This window comes from Actinosynnema sp. NPDC020468, from assembly GCF_040642015.1.
Lineage (GTDB): Bacteria > Actinomycetota > Actinomycetes > Mycobacteriales > Pseudonocardiaceae > Actinosynnema.
In genome coordinates this window covers 26,764-51,172 of the sequence record NZ_JBFAEO010000015.1, presented here as the reverse complement: position 1 = coordinate 51,172, position 24,409 = coordinate 26,764, and the positions used below count along the sequence as shown (strand labels likewise).

Here is a 24,409-nt window from a genome sequence, read left to right as displayed (position 1 = left end):
GCAGCTCCACAGGCCTGAACCCGCGATCCGTAGCCCTCCGCCGAGGCGCGCCTGACCACGGCCCGGCTCACGCCCGACCACAGCCCGGCACCCGCGCGTGACCCACAACCACGGCCACCACCCGGCCACCGCGACCGAGCCGGACGGATGATCATCGCGGCGGTCACCTCCACACGCCCGAACCCGCGATCCGTAGCCCTCCGCCGAGGCGCGCCTGACCACGGCCCGGCTCACGTCCGACCACACCCCGAAACGACGATCTCGCAGTCCGACACCGGCCTGTCCCTCGACCTCAGGCCCGGGCCGCCCGACCTTCAAGGAGGAGATCGACGGCGCGAAGCACCGCGTCGTAGTGCCGCGTCGTGGAACGGCACGCTCGCACCGCAGACAGGGGCCGACCCGCTATGGCGGACGGCTTCTGCCCCGGTCGTCCACCGGCCGCGTCGCGGGCCTGAACCGTGCTCGACCGGAGGGGCAGGCTCCGCCGGGCGATCCCCGGCACACCAGTCGATCGGCGGCGTGCCGACCTCGCTTCGGGCGCGACCACAGGCGGGGTGAGCCCTGGGCTCGACGTGAGGTTCGCGGTGAAGGCGTTGCCGGACAAGGGTGTCGGCCTGGTGACGTCGGCCGTCGCGTTCCCGAGGCGGTTCGTCCAACACGACAACACGGTCGCCGGGCGGAGACCGTGCGCCGACCGGGGGCGGCGGTGGCGGGTCAGGCAGACCAGATCTGGCGACCGCCGGCGAGCACGGCGGCGTGGTAGAGCCGCCAGCGGCCCGTGCCGATCTCCAGGTTCCCCTTCTCCCGCGACGAATCCCACAACAGAGAGGACAAACTCGAGTACACGGCCAACTCGTTCACGTCGTCGCCCACCTCCAGCAGGTGGACCCAGTCACCCGACCCGCCGTCCAGGGGTTCTCGCCACGCCCGGCTCAACCGTCGTCCGCCGAGCTCGGCCGCTCCGGTTGCCAGCACGGCGTCGGCCCGGCTCGGATCGGGCGCGTGCGCTGGGCCGTCCGGCCGGAAGTGGAAGCGCGGGGTGGGTGGCGCCGGCACCTCCGGCACCCGGGCGAGTTCCGGGGCGTCCGGGTCCGCGGAGAAGAAGCGGATGAGGTCGCGTTCGGCGCGGGTGATGCCGACACCTTCGCGTGCCAGGCTCAGCAGCAGCACCGACTCGCCCACCGTCCACTCCCCCGCGGCGAAGTGCTCGCGCACAGTGCGCTGGACGTCGTCGGACAGGCGTCCGGCCAGGCGGGCGCACACCTCGTCCACCGCGATGCCGGTCATCAGATCCATGACGCTCCCCTCATCGAACCGTGCCGACGATCCTCGCCGAACTAGGCTGGACGACGACACGCGGAGGTGGTCATGACCGACGAGGAACTGATCGTCGAGTTCGCGCTGACCCGTCTCGACAACCCCGACCTCGACCTGGAGGACGTCGCCGCGCTGCTGGTGCGGCGCGGGGGAACCGATCGCATGGTCGAGTTCGCCTCGCACACGCTGGCGAGTCGCGGGGAGCTGCGCGGGGCGGTGTTCCCGGCGGCGGTCGAGCACGTCCTGCGGGTGGTGCTGACGCTGCGCGGCCCGGCCGACTAAACCCTGGTCGGGGCGTCGTCGGGAGCGCTCGCCGAGCACGGCAAGGCGGACCGCGGCCGGGTGACGGCCACGTGCCCCTCGCCGGATCCGACGGCCCGCCTGGTCGGAGGGGTCGGCGATCGTGGTGGCGGTACCCGTCGGCTCAGATGGCCGGTGGGCTCGCGGCGAGCGCGTCTTGGCGCCGAGCACCGAAAGCCGCGTGCCCTCACGGTCGCCGGTCCGGACAGCGCCGTGCGCGGTCTGCCGCGGACCGTGGTGTTCGGGCGTGGCCTGTCGTGGCGCCCTGTTCCGCACCCGTCACCGGATCGGGTTCGCGGCCTGACGATCCCGTCGGGTGGACCCGGGGTTAGGAGACGCGGCGCGGGCGGGGGCGGGTGGTGTCGCGGAGGAGGAAGACCATGACGTCGAAGGGCAGGTCGTCCTTGATGGCCTGTTCGACGTAGTCCAGGACGCGGCGTGCCTCTCGGCCCAGCGGGGGCGAGGTGGCGGAGGTGGGGGTGGTGATCGCCTCCATGCCGGCCATTTCGGCGGTCCAGCGGGCGTCGCGCACGGCGTTGCGCAACCGGGCCACCGCCTCCGGGGTGGGGCGGCCCTCGGAGGTCAGGACGACGTCCAGGGCTTTGCGGACGGTCGGGTCGTCGGCGATGACCTGTTGGCGGCCGACCCAGTTGCCCACCCGGCGGTCGACCGGCCTCGGTGGCGCGGGGCGGTGGGAGTCCTCGAAGGTCGGGGGTGGGGTGCCGGCGGGCAGGAGGCTGTCCAGGGCGTCCTGGCGGAGTCGGCCCCTGGTGCGGGCGGTGGCGATGGCGTCGCGGTCGTTCGTCCGGACCGTGGCGCGGGCTTCGGCTCGGGCCTTCTCGCCCTCCGCGGTCAGCGGGGCTCGGCGGCGGACCCGGTTGGTGCGTTCGTTGCGGCGGCTGATGTCCCACCACTGGGCGAAGGTCATGCCCTGCACCGGGGGGCGGAGGGGTTCGGTGGCGCTGTCCGCGCCGTCGTCGGCGAACCAGAACCGCAGGCGGTCGCGGAGGAAGAGGTGGGCCTCCTGGCGGTCGCCCTTGCGGCGTTGGAGCGTGCCGGACGGGGTCAGGTCGACGGCGCGCAGGACGGCGTCGACGCACCAGCCCCGGTCGAACCACCGGCCGACCACGGCGGCGACCCGGGCCCGGTTCGCGGTGGCCCACTGGGCGCGCAGGCACAGCGACTCGACGGCGGCGGCGACCTGGGCATCGGTTTCGGGCACCACGCGGCCCGGCCACTGCCGGGGGTCGATCGTCGCGTGCATGTGCCTGCCTCCTGGACGTCGGCGCGGGGGTCCCGGGCCGGGCCGGGACCCCCAGACGATACGGGCGTCGGTCAGCCGACCGCGTGCGAGGCGTTCTCGTCGTAGGTGATCGCGAGGTCCCGGTAGTCGTAGCCGTTCACGACGTCGTCGCCACCGCCGTAGTAGGAGTTGTAGTACACGCGCGCGGCGCCGGCGCGCCGGTTCCACGCCGAACGCGCGTTGTTCTTCACGCACAGCCCCTGTCCGTAGCCGGCACCCTTGAACTCGTAGCAGCCGGGCTGGCTGGTGCCGTAGTCCGGGACGGAGGTGGTGAAGTCGGACACCGACCCCTCGAGTCCGCTCAGGTAGTACAGGCAGAACTCGCCGGTTTCGCAGACGCCGTTGCGCGCCGTCGCCGCGGACGCGGTGGTCGTGGTGGCGAGCGCGAGGGCGGCGGTCGCGCCGAGGGCGACGGCGGCGTGCGCGATCTTCCTGCCGAGTGTGGTCATGGCGCGGTCCTTCCGTTGGCCTGACTGGGTTTTCCGGCGGTTCGGAGACTGCGGACCGCCGTGCCGCCGACGATCGGGGGTCGGTCGTGCGGACGGCTTGCGAGGTTCTGCACTGCGCTGCTCAGGGCCGTCGCGGCCCGGGCGGCGTCACCTTGGGGGTGGTGTGGTGTTGCTGCGGTTGTTGGGCGAGGTCGCCGTGCACGTCCACGGGCACCCGGTGGACCCGGGTCCGGCCAGGCAGCGGTGCGTGCTGGCGGCGCTGGCCGTCGACGCCGGGCGGGTGGTGCCGGTGGATCGGCTGGTGGAACGGGTGTGGGGCGTCGACGCGCCGCGACGGGCGCGGGCCACCTTGCACAGCTACGTGTCCCGGCTGCGCCGGGTGCTGGCCGAAGCGGACGCCGCGAGCCGCGCGAGTGCCGTGGGTGGCGCGAGTGTTGCGGCTGGTGTGGCCGGCGCGAGTGCCGTGGCCGGGGTGGCCGGGGTGGGTGGAGCCGGTGGCGGGGCGGGCGTGGGTGGTGTGGCCCGTGCAGGCGGGACTGGGTTCGTGGGCGGGACCGGTGGCGTCGGTGGGGCTGAGGGCTCGGTCGTGATCGTGCGGCGGTCGGGTGGGTACGCGCTGGTGTCGGCGGAGCCGGTGGTGGATTTGGGGATGTTCCGGGCGTTGCGGGATCGGGCCGGGGACGGGGTGGACCCGGTGCGGGTGTTGGGCGAGGCGTTGGCGTTGTGGCGGGGTGAGGCGTTGACCGGGTTGGACGGGGAGTGGGCGGAGGCGGAGCGGGAGCGGTTGGGGCGGGAGCGGGTGGCTGCGCAGCACGATCTGGTCGACGCGCGGTTGCGGGCCGGGCAGGGCGGTGGGCTGGTGGCGGAGTTGGCCGGGCGGGTGGTGGAGCACCCGTTGGACGAGCGGGTCGCGGGGCAGTACCTGCTCGCGCTCTACCGGGTCGGGCGGGTCGGTGACGCGTTGGAGCACCACCGGGCGTTCCGGGAACGGCTGGTCGAGGAGTTGGGGGTGGATCCCGGGCCCGCGCTCCAGGAGTTGCACCGGAGGATCCTGGTCGCCGATCCGGGGCTCGCCGGGGCCGCGCCAGGACAGGTCACGCCGGGTTTGCCCACGCCGGGGCGAGGCGTGGCGGGACAAGAGGCAGCGGGGCGGCAAGAGGTGGCGGGGCAAGGGGTGGCGGGTCGCGGCGCGGTAGGTCAGGGCGGGGCAGGTCAGGGTGTGCGAGACCAGGCTGCGCTGGAGCACGACGCGGCAGGGCAGGCCGCGCTGGTCGCAGCGCCGGGTCAGGCCGCGCCGGTCGCGGCGCCCGGGCAGGACGTGTCGGGGCAGGACGTGTCGGGGCAGGTTGCGCCGGCTGTTGTGCGCGTCGGCGTGCAGGGTCAGGTTGTCGTGCCGGTTGTCGTGCCGCGGGAGTTGCCCGCCGCGCCCAGTGCGTTCGTCGGGCGGCAGGACGAGTTGGACCGGCTCGACGTGGCGTTGAGCAAGGCGCGCGACGGGGCCACGGTGGCGATCTCCGCGGTCGGCGGTGCGGGTGGCATCGGGAAGACGTGGTTGGCGTTGCACTGGGCGCACCGCAACGCGGAACTGTTCCCCGACGGGCAGTTGTTCGTCGACCTGCGCGGGTTCGGGCCGGACGGGGTGCCGATGAGTTCCGCGGTGGCCGTGCGCGGGTTCCTGGACACGCTCGGGGTGGACCCCGCGCGGATACCGGTCGAGCCGCACGCGCAGGCCGCGCTGTTCCGGAGCCTCGTCGCGGGGCGGCGGGTGCTGCTGGTGCTGGACAACGCCGCCGACACCGCGCAGGTCACCCCGCTGCTGCCGGGCAGCGCGACGTGCACCGTGCTGGTGACGAGCCGCCGTCGGTTACCCGGGTTGACCACCACCCACGCGGCGCACCAGTTGGCGCTGGACGTGCTGTCCGACGCCGAGGCACGGGCCCTGCTGACCGAGCGGCTCGGCGCGGACCGGGTCGCGGCGGAGCGGGCGGCGGTGGGTGAGCTCGTGGCGCTGTGCGGCGGTTTCCCGCTGGCGCTGGGCATCGTCGCGGGGCACGCCCGGGTCCACGAGCGCCTGCCGCTGGCCGAGTCGGTCGCGGCGCTGCGCGAGTTCGGGCTGGACGCGTTGGACGACGACCCGGCCGCCGGCCTACCGACCGTGCTGTCCTGGTCGCGCCGGGGTCTGACACCCGACCAGGCCACCGTGTTCGCCCTGCTGGGTGACGCGCCGGGTCCGGACATCGGGGTGCCGGCGGCCGTCGCCCTGACCGGGTTGCCCGCCGCCGACGTCCGGGCGGCGCTGCGCGGTCTGGAGCAGGCGTCGTTGATCACCCGGCACGCGTCGGGCCGGTACCGGATGCACGACCTGATCCGCGCGTACGCCGCCGCCGAGGTCGCCGAGGACGTCCGTGCCGCCGCCCTGCGCCGGGTGCTGGACTTCTACACCCGCACCGCGCACGCGGCCGACCGGCTCCTGGACCCGCACCGCCAGGCCGTCGAGCCGGGACCGACCGACGTGCGACCGCACCCGCTCGCCGACGGCGCGCAGGCCCTGGCCTGGTTCCACGCCGAGCACCCGAACCTGCTCGCCGCTCACCAGGTCGCGGTCGCGCGGGGGTGGCACGACCTGGTGTGGCTGTCGGCGTGGACGCTGACCGCCTTCCACTACCGCCGGGGTCACCGGCACGACCGGTTGGCTGTGTGGCGCTCCGCGCTGGAGGTCGCCCACCACCTGCCCGACCCGGCGGTCCTGGTGCGCACGCACCGCTTCCTCGGCGTCGCCTACGCGGACCTCGGCCGGCACGAGGAGGCGACCGACCACCTGTCCGAGGCGCTGGCGCTGGCGGAGCGGCACGACGACGCGATGCAGCAGGCCCTCACCCACCGGATGCTCGCGCAGGCGTGGGGAGAGCGCGACGACGACCACCGCGCCCTGCACCACGCCATCCGCTCGCTGCGCCTGCTCCCGACCACCGACCCGGTGGGCCGCGCGGACGCCCTCAACCAGGTCGGCTGGTACGAGGCCCGCACCGGCGCGCACGACGCGGCACGGGCGCACTGCGCGGAGGCCCTGACCCTGCACCGCGCCCACGACAACCGGCCGGGCGAGGCGGCCACCCTGGACAGCCTCGGCTACCTGGACCACCTCGCGGGCCGGCACCACCGGGCCGTCGAGCACTACCGCGAGGCACACGCGCTGTACGCGGCCCTCGACAACACCTACGAGTGCGCGACCACGCTGGACAACCTGGCGCACCCGTACGCGGCGCTGAACCTGCGCGAGCAGGCCCGGGACACCTGGCGGCAGGCCCACGACCTGTACCGCGCCCAGGGCCGCGACGCCGAGGCCGACCTCGTCCGCCGGCACCTCGACGCCCTGGACCGCGGGTGAACGGGCTCAGCCCTCCAGCGGGTGCTTCAGGCCGGCCACCGCGGCCGCGCCGTACCGCTGCGCCAACGTCGCGTCGATCAACTGCTCCACGCTCAGGTTCTGCTGCTTCGCGACCGCCGCCAACGCCTGGTCCGCCAGGGCCAGCAGCGGGCTCAGGTCGATGCGCCAGGCCCCGTCCTCCTTGAGGAAGTCCAGCGACATGCCCGAGTCGGCCCCCTGCACGAGCACCGGTGCCTTGGCCGTGTCGCCGGTGACGACGGGCTCGCCGACCTCCAGCTTCTCGACGGACTTCTCGCCGATCAACCCCTGCTCGACGGCGTAGGTCATCAGGTCCTGCGCGGACATCGACCGCAGCCGCGCGGGGTCGATCTCGGCGCGCAGCACGTACACGGTGACCGCGCTCGACGGGCCGGACGCGACCACGTCGACCTCGCTCCCGGTCAGGGCGAGCTTCTTGGCGTTGTCGTAGAAACCCCGCATGGACGAGGACAGCAGCCGTGCCGCCGCGCCGTCCTTGTCCAACGCCGCCTTCTTGTAGCCGTCGAACGCCGCGCGCACCGCCTTGCCCTCGGCGGCCGCGTCGACCGACGGGGTGGTGGACGTGGCCCCGGCGGCGACCGCGGAGGTGGAGGAAGGAGCGGCGGCCGGGGTCGGGCCGCAGGCGCCGAGGGTCAACGCGGCGCAGACGACCGGGGCAATGATGTGGAATCTTCTCACGTCCAGCAGGGTATTCAGCGATCTCCGCCGCCACCGCGACTCGGGGTGCCCGAGACCCACCCGTGACCCGATTGCACTCCACTGTGGACGGTCACACCGGGGACGTGGTCTCCCGCCGGGCCGCCTTGGCCGCCGCGCGCACGAACGCCGCCACCGCCCGCGACCGGGACCGCTCGGGCCAGCCGACGGCGACCGTCGTGACCGGACCGTCCGACACCGGCACGGCCACCAGGTCGGCCCGCAGGTCGTGCCGCACCGAGTCCGGCAGCACGGCCACCACCTGGCCGACCGCGATCAACTGCATGAGCTGCGCGGAGTCCCGGGCCTCGGGACCGGTGCCGCCCGCCTTGCCCGGCCGGCGCGGGAACGTCTCGCCGGCGAGGTCGGCCATCAGCAGCGTCGACCGGCCCGCCAGCCGGTGCTCGCGCGGCAGCACCGCGACGGCTCCCTCGACCAGCAACTCCTCCACGTCGAACCCGGACGTGTCGTCGTAGGGCAGGTGCAGCAACGCGACGTCCGCCCGCCCGTCCCGCAGCACGCCGGCCTGCTCCCCGATGCCGCACACCGTCACCTCGACCGGCACCGAGTCGGGTTCCGCGCGGTAGGCCTCGAGCGCGGCGAGCAGCAGCCCGGCGTCGCTGTTCGCCTTCATCACCAGCACCAGCCGGGGCTCGTCCAGCCCGGCCCGCCGCGTCCGCCGATCCGCCGCCGCCACGGCGTCCAACGCCTTGCGCGCCTCGTGCAGCAGCACCTCGCCCGCCGCGGTGAGCTCGTTGCCCCGCGCGGACCGCTCGACCAGCACCACGCCCAGCCGCTGCTCGATCCGCCGGATCGCCCGGGACAGCGGCGGCTGCGCGATGCCCAGCCGCCGGGCCGCGCGGCCGAAGTGCAACTCCTCGGCGACCGCGACGAAGTAGGTCAGCTCGCGGGTTTCCAGCAGGTCCATACCCCCACGGTATCGCCCGGGACCGAGCCGGTCTTGGCGCTGTGGGGGTGACCGGTGGTGGACTGGGGACATGATCGAGAAGAGGGTCGCGCTGGTCACCGGCGCGAACAAGGGCATCGGCAGGCAGATCGCGGCACAGCTGGCCGCGCGCGGCGTCACGGTCGTGCTGGCCGCCAGGGACGACACCCGCCGCGCCGAGGCGGCGACCGCGCTGGGCGTGGACTCGGTGCGGCTGGACGTCACCGACCCGGCGTCGGCGCGGGCGGCGGCGGAGCACGTCGAGCGGCGCCACGGGCGGCTGGACGTGCTGGTCAACAACGCGGGCATCACCGGCGGCAGCTTCGACCCGCCGAGCCGCATCGACGTGGACGTGGCGCGGAGGGTGTTCGACACCAACTACTTCGGCGTCATCGCGGTCACCAACGCGATGCTCCCACTGCTGCGCCGCTCGCCCGCCGCGCGGATCGTGAACGTCTCCAGCAGCGTCGGCTCGTTCGCCGCGACCTCGACCCCGGGCTCCGCGCTGGCCTCGCTGCCGCCGTCGGTGACCTACCCGACGTCCAAGACGGCGCTCAACGCGCTGACCGTCCAGTACGCCAAGGAGTTGGCGCCGGAGGGCATCCTGGTCAACGCGGCCTGCCCGGGCTGGTGCGCCACCGACCTGAACGGCAACGCCGGCGACCGGACGCCCGAGCAGGGCGCCGCGATCGCCGTGGAACTGGCCACCCTGCCCGACGGCGGACCCACGGGCGGCTTCTTCGACGACGGCGGCCCGGTCCCCTGGTAGCGCGGGACCGCGACCGCGTCGCGACGGGTCAGACGCCCAGGAACTCGAACACGGCGGCGCGGAACTCCTCGCCGGCGAGCGCGCCGAGGTGGTCGCCCGGCACCTGCCGGAGGCGCGCGTCGGCGATCAGGCCGACGAGCTGGTCGACGCCCTGGGCCATCGGGTCCTCCTGACCGGCCAGGAACAGCGTCGGCACGGCGGGGGCGCCGGCGGCCGGGTCGAACGACTCCCGGGCCAGGCCCTCGACCAGGCGCAGCAGCGACTCGGAGTCCTGGCCGGGCGCGGAGACCATTCCGGTGATGATGCCGGTCAGCATGTCGGTCGGCTGCGGGCCGCCCTGCACGGCCGCGCGGGCCACGGCCAGGTCCACCGCCGCGAACGGCTCCATCGGGCTCAGACCGCCGAGCACCAGGCGGCGCGCCGGCACCAGCTTCGAGGCCACGAGGTCCCACGCGAGGCGGGCGCCGAGGGAGTAGCCCACCACGTCGACCTCGGACACCGGGCCGACGCCCTCGGCCAGCCGCTCCAGCACGCGCGTGGTGGTCACGTCGTCCGCCGAGTCGACGGCCGGGCCGCCGCCGTGGCCGGGCAGGTGCACCACGATCGTCTCGCGGCCGGCGGCGGCCAGCGGGGCGGCCCAGCGCTCGGCGGGGAAGTCCACGTCGCCGGTGGCGGTGAACCCGTGGATCAGCAGCACGGGCGGGCCGGTGACCTCGGTGACGGGCTCGGTGCGGGTGGTCGGAAGCGCGTTGGTCATTCTACAAGTGTAGACGAAAAAGCCCGATCGGAGCCAGGAGTCAGCCCGCGATCCGGCGCATCAGACCGTCCACGTACGCGGTGTACCGGTCGACCAGTTCGCCGACCGGGTGCATCAGGCTGGCCACGTTCGCGCCGATGGCGACCGAGATGATCTCGTCCGCCAGCGCGCCGACGGCCGGCGCCTCGGGCGGCTCGCCGGCGCCCCACGCCGCCGCGATGCGCCGGGTCAGCTCCGCCCGCCACGTGGTCAGCAGGTCCCGGTACTGCCGCGCGAGGTCGGGGTTGGTGACCGAGTGCTCCCACAGCACCAGCAGGACGCGCGCCGAGGTGATGCGGTGCGCGTCCAGGGGCATCGCCGCCTCGACGAACCCCTGGAGCGCCTCCATCGGACTGGCGTCCGGGTCCAGCATGGACATCCGCTCGGCGGTCTCCTGGAGAACGCTGTCGAACGTCGCCGCGATGATCCCGTCCTTGCTGGCGAAGTAGTACTTGAGAGCGCCATTGGCGAAACCGGCCGCGGCGACGATGCTGCGCATCGTGGCCGCCTCGAAGCCGCCCTCGGCGATCAGCTTCTTGGCGACCTCGACGATCTCCCGGCGCCGCTGATCATGATCGATGACCTTCGGCATGATTCGGACTCTAATGCATTCTCGTCACGCCGAGTCGCGAAGACCGAGCCAGGCGGCACGGCGTTCGGCTTGGCGTGCCGGGTCGGCGACGGGGGCGGCGAGCAGCAGCCTCCGGGTGTACGGGTCCTTCGGGTCCTCCGTGACGGACGTGGTCGCGCCCGACTCCACGATCTCGCCCTGGTACATCACCGAGACGCGGTGGCAGATCCGCCGCACGACGCCGAGGTCGTGCGAGACGAACAGGTAGGACACCCCCGTCTCCCGTTGCAACTCGATGAACAGGTCCAGGATCGTCGCCTGGGTGGTGAGGTCGAGCGCGCTCACCGGCTCGTCGCACACGATCAACCGGGGCCGCCGGACGAGCGCGCGGGCGATCGCGATCCGCTGCCGCTGACCGCCGGAGAACTCGCTCGGGTAGCGGTGCACCGCGTCGGTGGGCAGCTTCACCCGGTCGAGCATCTCCGCGACCACCGAGCGGGCCTGCGCCTTCTTCGCGCCGGCCACCTCCAGCGGCTCCGCGAGGACCTCGCCGACCGTCATCGTCGGGTCGAGCGAGCCGTACGGGTCCTGGAAGACCACCTGGATGTCGTTGGCCAGCCGGCGGCGGGCGGCGCCACGCGCGTGCGTGATGTCCTCGCCGTCGAACGTGATGCGACCCTCGGCGGCGGTGGCCAGACCCAGCACGGCCCGGCCGAGCGTGGACTTGCCGGAGCCGCTCTCGCCGACCAGTCCGACGCACTCGCCCGGACCGACGTCGATCGACACGCCCTTGAGGGCGCGGAACCGCACCTTGCGCGAGATCCGGTAGTCCACCACCAGGTCCTCGACCGAGAGCAGGGGCGCGGCGCCCTTGCCGGTGACCTGGGCCTCGACCTCGGGAGCGATGTCGGGCGCGTTCATCGGGAACCGTCCTCTCCGCCCGCGTGCGCGGCGGCAACGTCCTCGGCGACAGGGGACTCCTGCGCCTCCCAGGTCTGGTCCAGCTCGACCCGTCCCTCGGTGTCGTCCAGGGACGCGCTGATCAGCTCGGCCGTGTAGGGGTCCTCCGGGTTCGCGAAGATCCGCTCCACCGGACCGGTCTCCACGATCCGACCGTCCTTCATCACCACGACCCGGTCGCAGATGTCCGCCACCACGCCGAAGTTGTGCGTGACGATCACCAGCGCCATGTTGTACTCCTGCTGCAACTCGCGCAGCAGCTCCAGCACCTCGGCCTGCACCGTGACGTCGAGCGCGGTGGTCGGCTCGTCGGCGACCAGCAGCGACGGCCGCCCGGACACCGCGCCCGCGATCAGCACGCGCTGGGCCATGCCGCCCGAGATCTGGTGCGGGTACGAGCCCAGCACCCGGTCGGGGTCGGTGATGCCCACCCGGACCAGCACCTCGCGGGCACGGGCGCGGGCGTCGGTCTTCGACATGCCGTGCACGTGGCGGAGCGGCTCGACCAGCTGGTGCTCGACGGTGTAGCACGGGTCGAGGTTGGACAGCGGCTCCTGCGGCACGTACCCGATCGAGCGACCCAGCAGCGCGGCCCGCTCCTTCGTGGAGAGCTTGCTGACCTCCTTGCCGGACACCCAGATGCCGTCCGACACCGAGGTGCCGCCCGAGGGCAGCAGGTCCAGCACGGTGAACACGGTCTGCGTCTTGCCCGAACCGGACTCGCCGACGATGCCGAGCACCTCGCCGGGCGCCGCGTCCAGGGACACGCCGCGCACGACCTCCTTCACCCCACCGGGCGACGGGTAGCCGACGCGCAGGTTGTCGATCCGCAGCGCGCAGTCCTCGATCGAGTGCTGGTGCTCGCCGCTCGCGACGCGGTCGGTCAGCTCGCCGGGCTCCGGCGCGGGCGCGGCGAGCGCCCGTCGGGCCAGGATCCGGCCCTTGCGGGTCGGCTGCTCGGCCCGGATGCTGATCAGGTCCGCGAGCGTCGAGCCGATGAACGCCAGCGCGGCGATCGTCAGACCCAGCGCGATCGACGGCCACAGCAGGATCAGCGGGTAGGTCAGCATGGTCTGGAAGCCGTCGTTCATCGCCTGGCCCCAGCTCGGCGTCGACGCCGAGCCGATGCCGAGGAACTGCAAGCCCGCCTGCATGCCGATCGCGATGCCGCCGGTGAGGGCGGTCTGCACCACGATCGGGGCGTAGACCGCGCGCAGCATGTGCGTGCGCAGGATCCGCGGGTTGGTCACGCCGGCCACCCGGGCGGCGTCGATGTAGGGCTCCTTGCCCACGGCCAGCGCGCGGGCCCGGGTGATCCGGTAGTAGCCGGGCGCCAGGAAGATGCCCAGCGCGACCATCAGGACCGGGAACGACGAGCCGGTGCCGGCCGCGACGACCAGCAGCACGATCATGCCGGGCACGGACTGGAGCGCGTCGCTGATCCAGGAGAACACCCGGTCGACGGCGCCGCCGAAGTACCCGGCGACCACACCGGTCGGCACGCCGAGCAGCAGGCCCGCGCCACAGGTGATCACGGCGCCGAACAGCGTGGTCTGCGCGCCGTAGAGCAGCCGGCTCAGGATGTCGCGTCCCGCCGAGTCGCCACCGAGGAGGTGGCCGTTGCCCGGTTCCGCGTGGACGAGCATGAAGTCGACCCGGTTCGGGTCGAACGGCGCGAGCCACGGCGCGAGCAGCGCGGCGGCCACCACGATCAGCAGCACGACGAGCGCGACCACGCCGAGGGGCCGGCGCATGAAGCGCCGGAACAGCGAGATCCGCTTCACGGGTGCCAGTGCGGCGGGGAAGGGGGCAGCGGTCATCGGTCGCGCACCTTCGGGTTGACCCACCCGAGCACGAGGTCGAGCAGGAAGTTGACGATGACGACGAACACCACGGTGATGGCGGTCAGGCCCAGCAGGATCGGGATGTCGCCGATCTGCGAGGCGGACTGGGTCAGGCTGCCGATGCCGGGCAGGTTGAACACGATCTCCACGACGATCGCGCCACCGAGCAGGCCGACGAACATCAGGGCGAGCACGGTCAGCGCGGCCGGCGAGGCGTTGCGCAGCACGTGCATCGTCACGCGCCTGCTCGACAGCCCGCGAGCCCGCAGCGTGCGCACGAAGTCCTGGTTGGCGACCTGCATGAAGCCGTTGCGCAGCTGCTCGGCGACCATGACGATCGCGCCGAGGGCGAGGGACACCGACGGCAGCGTGATCGACCGGATCCACTCGCCGACCGACACGTCCGGCGAGACGTACCCGACCGCGGGGAACCACTTCAGCTGGATGCCGAACCACGTGACCAGCACGAGGCTGACCCAGAAACCGGGGAGCGCGAACAGGACGACCGAGGCCAGCTTGAGCACGCGGTCCAGCACGCCACCGGGGCGCAGGCCGCACGCGATGCCCACCGCCACACCGATGACGGCGGCGAGCAGCGTCGCGAAGACGACGACGGACAGCGTCACCGGGACCCGCAGGGCCAACTGGTCGCCGACCGGCTGGAAGCTGCGCCACGACGTGCCGAAATTGCCGGTGGCGGCGTGCGAGAGCCAGTCCCAGAACTGGACGAGGATCGGCTGGTCGTAGCCGATCTTGGCACGCAGGGCGGCCTGCTGTGCGGGGGTGGCGCTGTTGCCCAGCAGGCCGGGGGTCGGGTCGCCGACGGCCAGGTGGGCGAGGAAGAACGTGCCGCTCGTGACGACCAAGAGCAGCATGATCCCGGACAGCAGGCGTTTTCCGATGAAGGAAAGCATTCTTCGGCTCCTCACCGGAGGGCCCGTCCGATGTGGACGGACCCTCCGGAGCACGGGCGCGTCAGCCGCGCTGGATGAACCGCAACGTCGGGAACATCATGCCGGTCATCGGGGTGACCGTGATGCCCTTGACGCTGAAGTAGGTGTTGTCGGCCTGGTACCAGACATCCCACCAGGCGAGGTCGACCAGCTTGTTGTTCAGCTGCTTGAGCGCGTCCGTCTGGGCCTGACCCGGCTCGGCGGTCTCGGCCTTCTGGACCAGGGCCTTGACCTCGGGGAAGGCGTCGACCGACGGGTTCGGGTTGTACCACTGCGCCGAGGTGACCTGGTCGGTCAGGGTCGCCATGTCGTCGCCGTCCATCGCGATGACGGCGATGAACATCGGGTACGTCGGGGCGTTCTTCTGGTAGTCGGGCATGGCCATGTCCTGCCACTCGACCTTGATGCCCAGCTCGCCGAAGGTCTGGTTGGCGGCCGGCTGCCACGCCGCGAAGATCGGCGACATCGGCATCTTCACCGTGAAGCCGTCCTTGTAACCGGCGTCCGCGAGCAGCTGCTTGGCCTTGGCCATGTCCGTCTTGTACTTGCCGTTGTTGGCGTCGTCGTAGACCTGGCTGCCCTTGACCCACAGCTGGCTGGTCGTGGTGCCCGAGTCGTTGCCGACGGCCTTGAGGATGCCGGCGGCGTCGAACGCGTAGCTGATGGCCTGGCGGACCTTCTGGTCACCCAGGGCCTTGACCTGCGAGCCGGTGCGGTCGGCGAACTGCACGCCCACCCACGAGGACGGCTTGGAGGCGACGTTCCAGCCGCTCTCCTTGGCCTTGGCCAGGTTCGCCGCGTTCGCGAACTGCATGTTCAGCTGGCCGGACAGCATCGCGTTGAAGCTCGCCGTCTGGTCGGTGATCGGGAACAGCTTCACCGACGGGAACGGGAAGGTCGCGCTGTCCCAGTGGTTCGCCTTCTTGGTGAAGACGTACTGCGACTGGGGGGCCGAGTTGGCCTTGTCGTAGGTGTACGGACCGGAGCCCACGGGGCCGTCGGTCAGCTTGCCGGCCTTGATGGCGGCCGGGGAGGCCATCCAGCTGCGGCCCAGACCCATGAAGTAGAGCAGCGCGTCGTCGCGCTTCGAGAGCTTGAGCTCGACGGTGTCCGCGTCCTTTGCGGACACGCTCGCCACGTTGAGGTACGCCTGGCCCGAACGCACACCGGACTTCAGGTGCTCGAGGTTGGCGACCGCGGCCGCGGAGTCGAACTTCTCGCCGTCGTCGAACGTGACGCCCTGACGCAGCTTCGCCGTCAGCGTCAGGCGGTCCGCGGACCACTCCCAGGACGTGGCCAACCCGGGCACCGGCTTGCCGTCCTTGTCCAGCGACACCAGCGGGTCGTAGACAGCCGACAGGTAGGGACCGTCGAAGCCGATGTCGGCGTTCGCCGGGTCCCAGGACGTCACGTCAAGGAAGACGCCGGCCTTGAGCTCGTTGATCTCGGCGCCGGCGGCGTTGGTGCTGCTGCCGGTACTGCCGGAGCTGGTACATCCGGCGAACGCGGTGACCGCTGCGACGGCCATCGCGATCAGTGCCGCTGTCCTTTTCCTCGTCATGAGTCCTTCTCTCGGGTGATGGACTGCCGGCGGAGGTTGCTCGCACCGCTGCCGCGGGCTGGTCCTCGCCTGGAGCGTGTAGATCGAAAGGTGAGACCTGGCTCACTAGGATGCGGGTTAGTCTACGGTCGTCGGCAAATAAATCAACGGTTGACCGACCAGGAATAGACCTAATAGTTACCGAACACCCACAAGCAGGCGGCCGGAAATCGTATACGAATCCTGTTCGGCCACAGAACGCGTCAGCGTCCTCACACGGCGTCGGCGACGAGCACCCGCGGGCTGCCCGGGAGCGAGAGGACCTCGCGCGCGCGCCAGCCGGTCGCGTCGAGCCACGAGCGCACCTCGGACTCGGGGTAGACCACGGTGCCGTCGATGACGAAGTACTCGCCCGCGTGCAGGGCGTCGATCGGGCGCTGGCGCTCGTCGTCGTCCAGGAAGAAGTCGAGCAGCAGCAGGGTCGCGCCGTCCGCCGCCGCCGCGCGGGCGTTGGCGAGGATGGCCTGGTTCTGCTCGGCGGTGAAGCGGTGGATCACGTGGTTCACCATGACGATGTCGTGGTCACCGCCCGGCGCGGCCGTCTCGGTGGGCTCCGGCTCGATCGTCGCCCGGTCGGTGTAGCCGTTCGCGGCGAGCGCGTCGGTGATGCCCTGGGTGGACATGTCGGTGAAGACGAACTTCACGGTCAGGTCCGGGTTGGCCTTGAGCGCGCCGATGGCGAAGTCCGGGGACAGGCCGCCCAGGTCCAGCATCGACTTGTACGGGGTGAAGTCGAACCCGCGCGCCAACTGGGACGCGTGCAGGGCGTTGTACTGCATGACGCCCGCCATGAACGTGCCCCAGCGGGCGTCGTCCATCTGGAGGTCACCCGGAGTGGTGGTGTCGACCGTCTTGTCGAACTGGAGCCAGTGGCCGTAGCTGATCTCGTTCAGGAAGCCCAGGAACGGCGCGAGGTCGACGCCCCCGCCGGCGCCACCCAGGAACTCCGCGGCGTCGGGCGCCAGGGAGTAGCGGCCGTCCTCGCGGTCGAGCAGGCCCTTCGCGTTCATCGCGTCGGCCAGGATGCGGGTGATCTTCTCGCTCACACCGGTGGTGGACGCGATCTCGGCGACCGTGCGGGGACCGTCGGCGAGCGCCGTGAACAGGCCGACGCGGGACGCGGCGAAGAGCTGCTTCGCGCCCATGTAGCCGATGGCGATGTCGACGATGCGGTCCGGGACGGGTCCGGTCATGACGGCTCCTCGAATGGGGATGCGGACACCTCGGTGGTGCCCGGGACGAGAGGGTGTTAGTCTACGCACGTCGACTAAAAGCGCCAGTCCCTTCTCCGGCCCCTTCGGCGGCGGTTACCCGGACGGGTCGCGACCGGCGGGTCGACCACGCTGTTCGGCCGCGCCTGCGCCGTCCCCCGGCGCAGGCGCGCCCACATCGTCCGCCAACCGCGCCGGCCCCGCCACGCCAAGTGGACCCGGGCACCGCGGCGGAACGGACCGAACGGGACGCTCGCGGGCACCGACCACTGTGGAAATACCAGGTCACAAGGCCAGGACCGGGTGGAGGCGACCGGAGTCGTCGCCGAGCGCGACCACGTCGGCACCGTACGCCGCCCGACCGCGGGCGACCGCGCCGCCCCCTACCGGCGCCGACCGCCCGAAGGGGTGGGACGACCGGGCGACCCGAGCCGGCCGCACCCGTCCGCGACACCGTCGCGGACCGCGCGGCCACCCGAGTTCCCCTTGTCGTCCAAGAGGTTTATTTTCTACGCTTGTATACTGCAAACCCGACCGGACACCCGGTCCCGCGAGAGGAACCGACGATGACCTCTGCCCGCACCGTGCTGGTTACCGGAGGCGCCGGCGGCATCGGCCGCGCGATCGCCACCGCGTTCGACGCCATCGGTGACAACGTTGTCCTCGCCGACGTGAACGGCGCCGAGGAGGCGGCCGCGGAACTCGGCGTGCGCGGGGTGACCGTGGACATCACCGACGAGGAGTCGATCACCAGGGCGCTCGACGAGGTCGGCCCGGTGGACGTGCTGGTGAACAACGCGGGTCTGCTGACCATCCACGGCACGCTGCTCGAGCTGCCCGGCGCGGACCTGCTCAAGGTGCTCCAGGTGAACGTGCAGGGCACCTTCCTGATGACGCAGATGGTCGGCAGGCGGATGGTCGAGCGCGGCTCGGGCGGCGTCGTGGTCAACATGTCCTCGATCGGCGGCCGCCAGCCCACGCCGGGCATGGGCGGTTACGAGAGCAGCAAGGCCGCGGTCGACGCGCTGACCCGCTGGGCCGCGATCGAGCTGGCCGGTCACGGCATCCGGGTCAACGCGGTCGCGCCCGGCCCCGTGCTCACCCCGATGCTCGCCCTGGGCCTGCCGGAGGGCTCGCCCGCGCGCGAGGCGTGGCTGAGCCGGATCCCGCTGCGGCAGCTCGCCGCGGTGGAGCAGGTCGCCGCGGCGGTCGTGTTCCTGGCGGGCGACAACGCCGCCCACATCACCGGCACCAGCCTGCCGGTCGACGGCGGTCAGCTCCTCGTCTGAGTGACACCGGGGCCGGACCGCGCGGTCCGGCCCCGCACCCGACCCCGTCCACGCCGGACGGCGCGGTCGGCTCCCGGACCAGGCGGTTCGACGGCGGTGTCCGTCCACAGTGGCCGGTGTGGGGTGAAGCGCGGGGTCGACGTCGACTCGACGCGACCCGATGTGTTCCGGGTCTCGACTTTTTGGTCAACGCCCGTAGACTAACAACCGGGTGGCCCGCACGCGCCTCCCGCCACCGGAAGGAGCCCGATGACCGTCCCGACCTCCACCCGAGCGGCGGTGCTGACCGAGCACGGCAAGCCGCTGCACCTCACCGAGATCCCGCTGCCCGCCGAGGTGGAACCCGGCGCCGCCCTGGTGCACGTCTCCTGCGCCACGCTCTGCGGCACGGACGTGGAAATCTGGTCCGGCAAAATGAGCTTCCCGGGCATGCTCCCGATGGTCCTCGGCCACGAGATGGTCGGCGAGGTCGTCGCGGTCGGCGCCGACACCCGCGACGCGCTCGGCCGCGACATCGAGGTGGGCGCCCGGATCGGCTGGTCCGAGTCGACCTGCGGCGAGTGCTACGGCTGCGTCGTCCTGCGCGAGCCGGTCGCGTGCTCCCGCCGCGGCTACGGCTTCCTCCAGCGCTCCGACGTGCACCCGTTCGCGACCGCCGGCCTGTGCGAGTACGCCTACGTGGTGCCGCGCGCGGCGAAGCTGCTGCTGCCCGACGAGATCCCGGACAACTGGGCGGCCATGGCCGGGTGCGCGGCCAAGACCGTGCTCCGCGCCTTCTCCTACGTCGGCGGCCTGACCGGCAAGCGCGTGGTCGTGCAGGGCTCCGGCGCGCTCGGCGTGTTCGCCACCGCCGTCGCCCACCTCAGCGGCGCCGCCAAGGTGATCACCGTCGGCTCCCCCGCCTCCCGGCTGACGCTGGCAGGCGAGTTCGGCGCGGACGCCACGGTCGACATCGCCGAGGGCTCCGAGCGCATCGTCGAGCGGGTCACCGAGCTCACCGGCGGCCGCGGCGCCGACCTGGTGATGGACTTCGCCGGCGCGCCGTCGGTCGGTCGCGAGGCCGTCGCCATGGCCGCGCAGCGCGGTCACGTGGTGATCGTCGGCAGCACGGGCCCGAACTCGGAGCCGCTGCCGCTCGGCGCGGTGATGGGCAAGGAGCTCACCGTGCACGGCTCGCTCAACGGCGACATCTCCGACTACCACAAGGCGATCGAGTTCTTCTCCGCGTTCGCGGACCGGATGCCGTGGAACGACCTCTTCGGAACGCCGGTCGGCCTGTCCGCCGCCTCCGAGCGGATCGAGGCCATGCACCGGCTGGACGAGGTCAAGGCCGTCGTCGACCCCCGTCTCCCCTGACCTCCTAGGAGCCCACTGTGTCCCCGTTGCCCCGTCGCCGCGTCGGCACGTCCGACCTCGACGTCTCCCTGCTGTCCCTCGGCTCCTGGCACACCTACGACCGGATGGACTTCGCCGACGCCGTCGCGATGGTCCGCGCGGCCGTCGACGCCGGCGTCAACCTGTTCGACGTCGCGGTCTACAGCATGCCCGGCATGACGCCCGCGTTCACCGACGTCATCTGGGGTTCGATCATCCGCGCCGCGGGCATCGCGCGCGACGAGTACCTGGTGTCGGCCAAGCTGTGGCTGGAGGGCTTCGGCGAGCAGGGCTTCCGCCCCCAGCTCGAGAACGCCTTCCTGCGCGGCGGCTTCGACGTCGCCGACCTGGTCATCCTCGGCGACCTGCGGCGCGACGACCTCGCGCTGGAGGACCTGGTCGAGGACCTCGGCCGGCTCACCGCCGACGGGCTCATCCGGGCCTGGGGCGTGAACAACTGGTCCGCCGGCAACATCACCCGGCTGCGCGAGCTGGCCGCCGAGCGCGGCGTGCCCGGCCCGCAGATCGCGCAGCTCAAGTACAGCATCGGCCGCCGGTCCATCCCGGACGGCGAGCCGTTCGGCAGGCTGTTCGCGGACGGGTTCGCCATGCAGTCCTCGGACGTGCTGGAGGGCGGCATCCTCGCCGGCGGCACCGGGCTGACCCGCGAGATCGGTCGCGACCCGGGCGGCGTCCGGGAGGCCATCAAGGAGAAGGCCGTCGGCGTCGTCAAGCTGGCCGAGGAGCTGGGCACGACCGCGGCCCGGCTGTCGGTCGCGTTCACGCTGACCCACCCGGCCAACGTCACCACGTTGTTCGGCGCGACCAAGCTGACGCAGCTGGAGGACAACCTCGCGGCCGTCGACCTGGTCGAGCAGATCGGCGCCGCCGAGCTGCGTTCGCTGGTCGAGCCGTTCTGGGTCGACCGCGGTGTCGTGGACCCGGAGGGGCCGTGATGTCGGAGCAGAAGAGCGAGGAGCGCGCCGTGACCCTGACACCCGTGCCGTTCGACCCGGAGATCGAGGGCGCCCTGGCCCAGATCGTGCCGGCGGACGCGCCGCCGTTCACCCCGGAGACGATCCCGGGCGCGCGGGCGTCGATGGCCGCGATGTTCCCGCCGGCCGCCGAGCAGGTCGGTGACGCCCCGGTCGACGTCGTCGAGCGGACCATCCCCGGTCCCGAGGGCGCGCCGGACCTGGAGATCACGATCATCTCCCCGCGCGGCGTCGAGGGCGCGGTGCCCGGCCTGTACAACATCCACGGCGGCGGCATGATGGTCGGCCACCGCAACATGGACGTCGGCCGGCTGGTCGCGCTGGTGCTGGAGCTGGGCGCCGTCGCGGTCAACGTCGAGTACCGGCTCGCGCCGGAGCACCCGCACCCCGCGCCGGTCGAGGACTGCTACGCCGGTCTGGTGTGGATGGCCGAGCACGCCGAGGAGCTGCACGTCGACCCGGCGCGCATCGTGGTCATGGGCGGCAGCGCGGGCGGCGGGCTGTCCGCCGGTGTCGCGCTGCTGGCCCGGGACCGCCGGGGTCCGGCGCTGGCCGGTCAGCTGCTGCTGTGCCCGATGATCGACGACACCAACACCACGGTCGCGAGCAGGCAGTACAGCGGCATCGGCACCTGGACCCGCGAGTCGAACCTGGCGGGCTGGCGCTCGCTGCTGGGCGACGCGGTCGGCACCGACGAGGTGTCGCCGTACGCGGCGCCCACCCGGGCCACCGACCTGTCCGGCCTGCCGCCCGCGTTCATCGAGGTGGGCAGCGCGGAGCCGTTCCGCGACGAGGACACCGAGTACGCGCTGCGGATCTGGGCCACCGGTGGCCAGGCCGAGCTGCACGTGTGGAGCGGCGCGTTCCACGGTTTCGACATGTACGTGCCCGAGTGGCAGGTCAGCCAGGCCGCCCTCGCCACCCGCAACTCGTGGTTCCGCCGCGTCCTGGGGTTGAGCGCATGACCGCCGAGCACCCGCCCGTCCCGTACGACCCGGAGCTGGAAGCCGGTCTCGCCGGGTTCCTCGACATGGTCGAGCAGATCCCGTTGCGGGCCGACACGATCCTGGCCAACCGGGACCACTTCGCGAGCATCCTGCCCCCGGTCGAGGCGATGGTCGGCGACCGGCCCGTGGTGCTCGAGGAGCGCACGGTGCCCGGGCCCGAGGGCGCGCCGGACATCCAGCTGACCATCGTGCGGCCGGTCGAGCCGGTGACGAACGCCCCGGCGTTCTACAGCATCCACGGCGGCGGCATGGTCCTGGGCAACCGGACCTTCGGCATCGACGGCCTGATCGAGGACGTGCTGCTGTTCGGCGCGGTCGGCGTGTCGGTCGAGTACCGGCTCGCGCCGGAGCACCCCGCGCCGGCGGCGGTCGAGGACTGCTACGCGGGCCTGGTGTGGCTGGCGGAGCACGCCGACGAACTCGGCGTCGACCGGAGTCGCATCGTGGTGACCGGCGCGAGCGCGGGCGGCGGGCTCTCCGCCGGTGTCGCGCTGCTGGCCCGCGACCGCGGCGGTCCCGCGATCGCCGGGCAGGGCCTGCTGTGCCCGATGCTCGACGACCGCAACACGAACGTGTCGACGCTCCAGTACGACGGGCTCGGCGCGTGGGACCGCAACAACAACGACACCGCCTGGAACGCGATCCTCGGCCCGCTGCGCGGAACCGACGAGGCCTCGCCCTACCAGGTGCCGACCAGGATGGCCGACCTGTCCGGTCTGCCTCCGGCGTACGTCGACGTCGGCGCCGCGGAGATCTTCCGCGACGAGGCGACCGAGTACGCGCTGCGGATCTGGGCCACCGGTGGCCAGGCCGAGTTGCACGTGTGGGCCGGCGGCTACCACGGCTTCTCGGGCTTCTCGCCGGACGCCGAGGTGTCCCGCGCCGCCGTCGCGGCCCGACTGTCGTGGCTGCGGCGGATCCTGCGGTCACCGTGAGCCTGCGCCGGATCGCGATCGTGCTCGGACTCCTGGAGATGTTCGGGCCGATCTCGATGGATCTCTACCTGCCCACGCTCCCCCGCCTGGCGGCCGACCTCGGCACCAGCGAGAGCCTGGCGCAGGCGACCATGTCCGCGTGCATGCTCGGGCTGGGTCTCGGGCAGTTGGTGGTCGGACCGGTCAGCGACCGGTTCGGCCGCCGCCGCCCGCTGCTCGTCGGCGTCGGGCTGTTCGCGGTGCTGTCGCTGGTGTGCGCGGTGACGCCGTCGATCGAACTGCTGTTGGCGGCGCGGTTCTTCCAGGGGTTGTGCGGGTCGGCCGGGATCGTGATCGCCCTGGCCGTCGCGCGCGACCTCACCGACGGCGTGGAACTGGTGCGGTTGCTGGCCATGCTGACCACGGTCGGGGCCATCGCCCCGATCGTGGCACCGGTCGTCGGCGGCCAGTTGGCGACCGTGATGGGGTGGCGCGGCATCTTCGCCGTGCTGGCCGGTATCGGGGCGCTGCTGTTCGTGCTCGCGGTGACGTCGTTGCCGGAGAGCCTGCCACCCGGGTCGCGACATCCGACCAGCAGCGCGCACAACTTCGGCGCGCTGCTCTCCGACCGGTTGTTCCAGCGGTTCCTGCTGGTGGGCATGTTCGGCGGGGCGGCGTTCTTCACCTACCTGGCGTCGATCAGCTTCGTGCTCCAGGACAGCTACTCGATGAGCCCGCAGCTGTTCAGCTTCTGCTTCGCGGCCAACGCGATCATGTCCGTGGTGGGCGCGCAGATCAACCGGGCGCTGGTGCGGCGGGCGGGTCCGGCGCGGATGTACGCGCTCGGCGCGACGCTGACCGCCGTGTCCGCGTTGGGGATGCTCGCCGCGGTGGTGTTCCACGCCGGGTTGATCGCGCTGCTGATCCCGTTGGCGCTGTCCATGATCGCGAGCGGCACGTCGATGTCGAACGGCTCGGCGCTGGCGCTGGCCGACCACAAGGACCGCGCGGGCACCGCCGCCGCGCTGATCGGCACCACGTCGTTCGCGGTCGGCCCGCTGGTGGCGCCGCTGGTGTCGCTGGGCGGCACGACGCCGCTGACGATGAGCCTCACCATGGCGGTCGCCTACGGCGGCGCGGCACTGCTCGTGTGGTTCACCGTGATGCCCCGCCTGCGCCGCCGGGCGGTCGCGCCGGTGGAGCAGCTGGAAGTCGTGCCACCCGGGCAACTCTGACGTCCGGCCGACCTCGCGCGAGGGGTCGGCCGGACCCCTCCCGAACGCCTCCCACGCCCTGTGCGCGGGAGGCGTTTTCCGTTGTCCATTGTGGACTGACGAGGGCCGTGAGACACCGGGGAAGCCCGACGGGCACCGGACGAGTCTCGACAGGCCGGCGCGGGGCGCGAGCAGGGCGGTGACGCGGGCGGGGCGGTGGTGCGCGTGCGGGTGTCGCGCAGGGCGGCGCGAGCGGGCAGGGCGGCCGGCCGCACGGGCGAGCACAGGGCGTTGGCGGGTGCGGGCAGCACCGGGAGCGCGGTGTGCGGGCGGTCCCTCGGCGCGGCCCGACTACCACGATGTGGAAGATCCGCGCGATCCTAAGCAGAGAATGCGCAGATCAGGGCAGGTTTCCATGATGCGGGAAGACGTGGGACGTGGTTGACGGTGGCACGCCCCGTACCTAGCGTTCCG

General features: G+C 72.5%; 21 protein-coding genes. 9 read left to right on the top strand and 12 right to left on the bottom strand.

Going from position 1 to position 24,409, the window contains the following annotated elements; all coding sequences use genetic code 11:
• Positions 1 to 714: 714 nt before the first annotated feature.
• Entirely contained in the window at positions 715 to 1,296 is a 582-nt protein-coding gene (locus AB0G50_RS13560; protein WP_360106728.1) for a hypothetical protein, read from the bottom strand.
• A 72-nt stretch (positions 1,297 to 1,368) separates the two neighbouring features.
• On the opposite strand from AB0G50_RS13560, the gene AB0G50_RS13555 reads away from it, so the two are divergent.
• On the top strand, positions 1,369 to 1,599 hold the full coding sequence (locus tag AB0G50_RS13555; RefSeq protein ID WP_360106725.1) for a hypothetical protein: 231 nt from the start codon (positions 1,369 to 1,371) through the stop codon (positions 1,597 to 1,599).
• 346 nt (positions 1,600 to 1,945) lie between these two features.
• On the opposite strand, the gene AB0G50_RS13550 is transcribed toward AB0G50_RS13555, so the two are convergent.
• Complete coding sequence (locus AB0G50_RS13550; RefSeq protein WP_360106722.1) at positions 1,946 to 2,881, bottom strand: hypothetical protein; 936 nt, start codon at positions 2,879 to 2,881, stop codon at positions 1,946 to 1,948.
• Between the two features lie 71 nt (positions 2,882 to 2,952).
• Positions 2,953 to 3,369 carry a peptidase inhibitor family I36 protein gene (locus tag AB0G50_RS13545; RefSeq protein WP_360106719.1) on the bottom strand — a complete coding sequence of 139 codons (417 nt, stop codon included), beginning with the start codon at positions 3,367 to 3,369 and terminating at the stop codon, positions 2,953 to 2,955.
• Positions 3,370 to 3,535: 166 nt separating this feature from the next.
• Here AB0G50_RS13545 and AB0G50_RS13540 point away from each other — a divergent pair, with 166 nt between their 5' ends.
• Positions 3,536 to 6,757 carry a BTAD domain-containing putative transcriptional regulator gene (locus tag AB0G50_RS13540; RefSeq protein ID WP_360106716.1) on the top strand — a complete coding sequence of 1,074 codons (3,222 nt, stop codon included), beginning with the start codon at positions 3,536 to 3,538 and terminating at the stop codon, positions 6,755 to 6,757.
• Between the two features lie 6 nt (positions 6,758 to 6,763).
• On the opposite strand, the gene AB0G50_RS13535 is transcribed toward AB0G50_RS13540, so the two are convergent.
• Positions 6,764 to 7,474: a hypothetical protein gene (locus tag AB0G50_RS13535; protein WP_360106713.1), complete on the bottom strand. Its 711-nt coding sequence runs from the start codon at positions 7,472 to 7,474 to the stop codon at positions 6,764 to 6,766.
• A 91-nt stretch (positions 7,475 to 7,565) separates the two neighbouring features.
• Positions 7,566 to 8,420, bottom strand: a complete 855-nt coding sequence (locus AB0G50_RS13530) for a LysR family transcriptional regulator (protein WP_360106710.1) — start codon at positions 8,418 to 8,420, stop codon at positions 7,566 to 7,568.
• Between the two features lie 70 nt (positions 8,421 to 8,490).
• On the opposite strand from AB0G50_RS13530, the gene AB0G50_RS13525 reads away from it, so the two are divergent.
• On the top strand, positions 8,491 to 9,207 hold the full coding sequence (locus tag AB0G50_RS13525) for an SDR family oxidoreductase (protein WP_360106707.1): 717 nt from the start codon (positions 8,491 to 8,493) through the stop codon (positions 9,205 to 9,207).
• Between the two features lie 28 nt (positions 9,208 to 9,235).
• On the opposite strand, the gene AB0G50_RS13520 is transcribed toward AB0G50_RS13525, so the two are convergent.
• The 7 genes from AB0G50_RS13520 to AB0G50_RS13490 all read right to left on the bottom strand — a co-directional run bounded on the left by AB0G50_RS13520 (position 9,236) and on the right by AB0G50_RS13490 (position 17,124).
• The gene (locus AB0G50_RS13520; protein WP_360106704.1) at positions 9,236 to 9,964 is read right to left on the bottom strand and encodes an alpha/beta fold hydrolase; all 729 of its coding nucleotides are present in this window, start codon (positions 9,962 to 9,964) and stop codon (positions 9,236 to 9,238) included.
• Between the two features lie 40 nt (positions 9,965 to 10,004).
• Positions 10,005 to 10,595 carry a TetR/AcrR family transcriptional regulator gene (locus AB0G50_RS13515; RefSeq protein WP_360106701.1) on the bottom strand — a complete coding sequence of 197 codons (591 nt, stop codon included), beginning with the start codon at positions 10,593 to 10,595 and terminating at the stop codon, positions 10,005 to 10,007.
• Positions 10,596 to 10,619: 24 nt separating this feature from the next.
• Positions 10,620 to 11,495 (bottom strand): ATP-binding cassette domain-containing protein, encoded by an 876-nt coding sequence (locus AB0G50_RS13510; RefSeq protein WP_360106698.1) that lies wholly within the window; start codon positions 11,493 to 11,495, stop codon positions 10,620 to 10,622.
• Positions 11,492 to 13,354, bottom strand: a complete 1,863-nt coding sequence (locus tag AB0G50_RS13505; RefSeq protein WP_360106696.1) for a dipeptide/oligopeptide/nickel ABC transporter permease/ATP-binding protein — start codon at positions 13,352 to 13,354, stop codon at positions 11,492 to 11,494. The genes AB0G50_RS13510 and AB0G50_RS13505 overlap by 4 nt, the downstream gene beginning before the upstream one ends.
• Positions 13,351 to 14,292 carry an ABC transporter permease gene (locus AB0G50_RS13500; protein ID WP_360106692.1) on the bottom strand — a complete coding sequence of 314 codons (942 nt, stop codon included), beginning with the start codon at positions 14,290 to 14,292 and terminating at the stop codon, positions 13,351 to 13,353. Before AB0G50_RS13500 ends, AB0G50_RS13505 begins: the two co-directional genes overlap by 4 nt.
• A 61-nt stretch (positions 14,293 to 14,353) precedes the next feature.
• Positions 14,354 to 15,859, bottom strand: coding sequence for an ABC transporter substrate-binding protein (locus AB0G50_RS13495; RefSeq protein WP_360106689.1), 1,506 nt, complete (start codon positions 15,857 to 15,859; stop codon positions 14,354 to 14,356).
• A gap of 284 nt (positions 15,860 to 16,143) precedes the next feature.
• Positions 16,144 to 17,124 carry a methyltransferase dimerization domain-containing protein gene (locus tag AB0G50_RS13490; RefSeq protein ID WP_360106686.1) on the bottom strand — a complete coding sequence of 327 codons (981 nt, stop codon included), beginning with the start codon at positions 17,122 to 17,124 and terminating at the stop codon, positions 16,144 to 16,146.
• 584 nt (positions 17,125 to 17,708) lie between these two features.
• Here AB0G50_RS13490 and AB0G50_RS13485 point away from each other — a divergent pair.
• The 6 genes from AB0G50_RS13485 (at position 17,709) to AB0G50_RS13460 (ending at position 23,956) form a co-directional block, all read left to right on the top strand.
• The gene (locus tag AB0G50_RS13485; RefSeq protein WP_360106683.1) at positions 17,709 to 18,431 is read left to right on the top strand and encodes an SDR family oxidoreductase; all 723 of its coding nucleotides are present in this window, start codon (positions 17,709 to 17,711) and stop codon (positions 18,429 to 18,431) included.
• A gap of 249 nt (positions 18,432 to 18,680) precedes the next feature.
• Entirely contained in the window at positions 18,681 to 19,787 is a 1,107-nt protein-coding gene (locus tag AB0G50_RS13480; protein ID WP_360106680.1) for a zinc-binding dehydrogenase, read from the top strand.
• 17 nt (positions 19,788 to 19,804) lie between these two features.
• Positions 19,805 to 20,761 (top strand): aldo/keto reductase, encoded by a 957-nt coding sequence (locus AB0G50_RS13475; protein WP_360106677.1) that lies wholly within the window; start codon positions 19,805 to 19,807, stop codon positions 20,759 to 20,761.
• Positions 20,761 to 21,765 carry an alpha/beta hydrolase gene (locus AB0G50_RS13470; protein WP_360106674.1) on the top strand — a complete coding sequence of 335 codons (1,005 nt, stop codon included), beginning with the start codon at positions 20,761 to 20,763 and terminating at the stop codon, positions 21,763 to 21,765. Before AB0G50_RS13475 ends, AB0G50_RS13470 begins: the two co-directional genes overlap by 1 nt.
• Entirely contained in the window at positions 21,762 to 22,742 is a 981-nt protein-coding gene (locus tag AB0G50_RS13465; RefSeq protein WP_360106671.1) for an alpha/beta hydrolase, read from the top strand. The genes AB0G50_RS13470 and AB0G50_RS13465 overlap by 4 nt, the downstream gene beginning before the upstream one ends.
• Positions 22,739 to 23,956, top strand: coding sequence for a multidrug effflux MFS transporter (locus AB0G50_RS13460; RefSeq protein WP_360106668.1), 1,218 nt, complete (start codon positions 22,739 to 22,741; stop codon positions 23,954 to 23,956). Before AB0G50_RS13465 ends, AB0G50_RS13460 begins: the two co-directional genes overlap by 4 nt.
• Positions 23,957 to 24,409: the final 453 nt, after the last annotated feature.

Bases quoted from the DNA above. Each gene is read 5' to 3' on its own strand.
- AB0G50_RS13490 (WP_360106686.1), bottom strand. From the start codon at position 17,124: ATGACCGGACCCGTCCCGGACCGCATCGTCGACATCGCCATCGGCTAC.
- AB0G50_RS13485 (WP_360106683.1), top strand. From the start codon at position 17,709: ATGACCTCTGCCCGCACCGTGCTGGTTACCGGAGGCGCCGGCGGCATC.
- AB0G50_RS13520 (WP_360106704.1), bottom strand. From the start codon at position 9,964: ATGACCAACGCGCTTCCGACCACCCGCACCGAGCCCGTCACCGAGGTC.
- AB0G50_RS13510 (WP_360106698.1), bottom strand. From the start codon at position 11,495: ATGAACGCGCCCGACATCGCTCCCGAGGTCGAGGCCCAGGTCACCGGC.
- AB0G50_RS13545 (WP_360106719.1), bottom strand. From the start codon at position 3,369: ATGACCACACTCGGCAGGAAGATCGCGCACGCCGCCGTCGCCCTCGGC.
- AB0G50_RS13480 (WP_360106680.1), top strand. From the start codon at position 18,681: ATGACCGTCCCGACCTCCACCCGAGCGGCGGTGCTGACCGAGCACGGC.
- AB0G50_RS13560 (WP_360106728.1), bottom strand. From the start codon at position 1,296: ATGGATCTGATGACCGGCATCGCGGTGGACGAGGTGTGCGCCCGCCTG.
- AB0G50_RS13515 (WP_360106701.1), bottom strand. From the start codon at position 10,595: ATGCCGAAGGTCATCGATCATGATCAGCGGCGCCGGGAGATCGTCGAG.
- AB0G50_RS13500 (WP_360106692.1), bottom strand. From the start codon at position 14,292: ATGCTTTCCTTCATCGGAAAACGCCTGCTGTCCGGGATCATGCTGCTC.
- AB0G50_RS13550 (WP_360106722.1), bottom strand. From the start codon at position 2,881: ATGCACGCGACGATCGACCCCCGGCAGTGGCCGGGCCGCGTGGTGCCC.
- AB0G50_RS13495 (WP_360106689.1), bottom strand. From the start codon at position 15,859: ATGGCCGTCGCAGCGGTCACCGCGTTCGCCGGATGTACCAGCTCCGGC.
- AB0G50_RS13530 (WP_360106710.1), bottom strand. From the start codon at position 8,420: ATGGACCTGCTGGAAACCCGCGAGCTGACCTACTTCGTCGCGGTCGCC.
- AB0G50_RS13555 (WP_360106725.1), top strand. From the start codon at position 1,369: ATGACCGACGAGGAACTGATCGTCGAGTTCGCGCTGACCCGTCTCGAC.
- AB0G50_RS13505 (WP_360106696.1), bottom strand. From the start codon at position 13,354: ATGACCGCTGCCCCCTTCCCCGCCGCACTGGCACCCGTGAAGCGGATC.
- AB0G50_RS13465 (WP_360106671.1), top strand. From the start codon at position 21,762: ATGACCGCCGAGCACCCGCCCGTCCCGTACGACCCGGAGCTGGAAGCC.
- AB0G50_RS13525 (WP_360106707.1), top strand. From the start codon at position 8,491: ATGATCGAGAAGAGGGTCGCGCTGGTCACCGGCGCGAACAAGGGCATC.
- AB0G50_RS13470 (WP_360106674.1), top strand. From the start codon at position 20,761: ATGTCGGAGCAGAAGAGCGAGGAGCGCGCCGTGACCCTGACACCCGTG.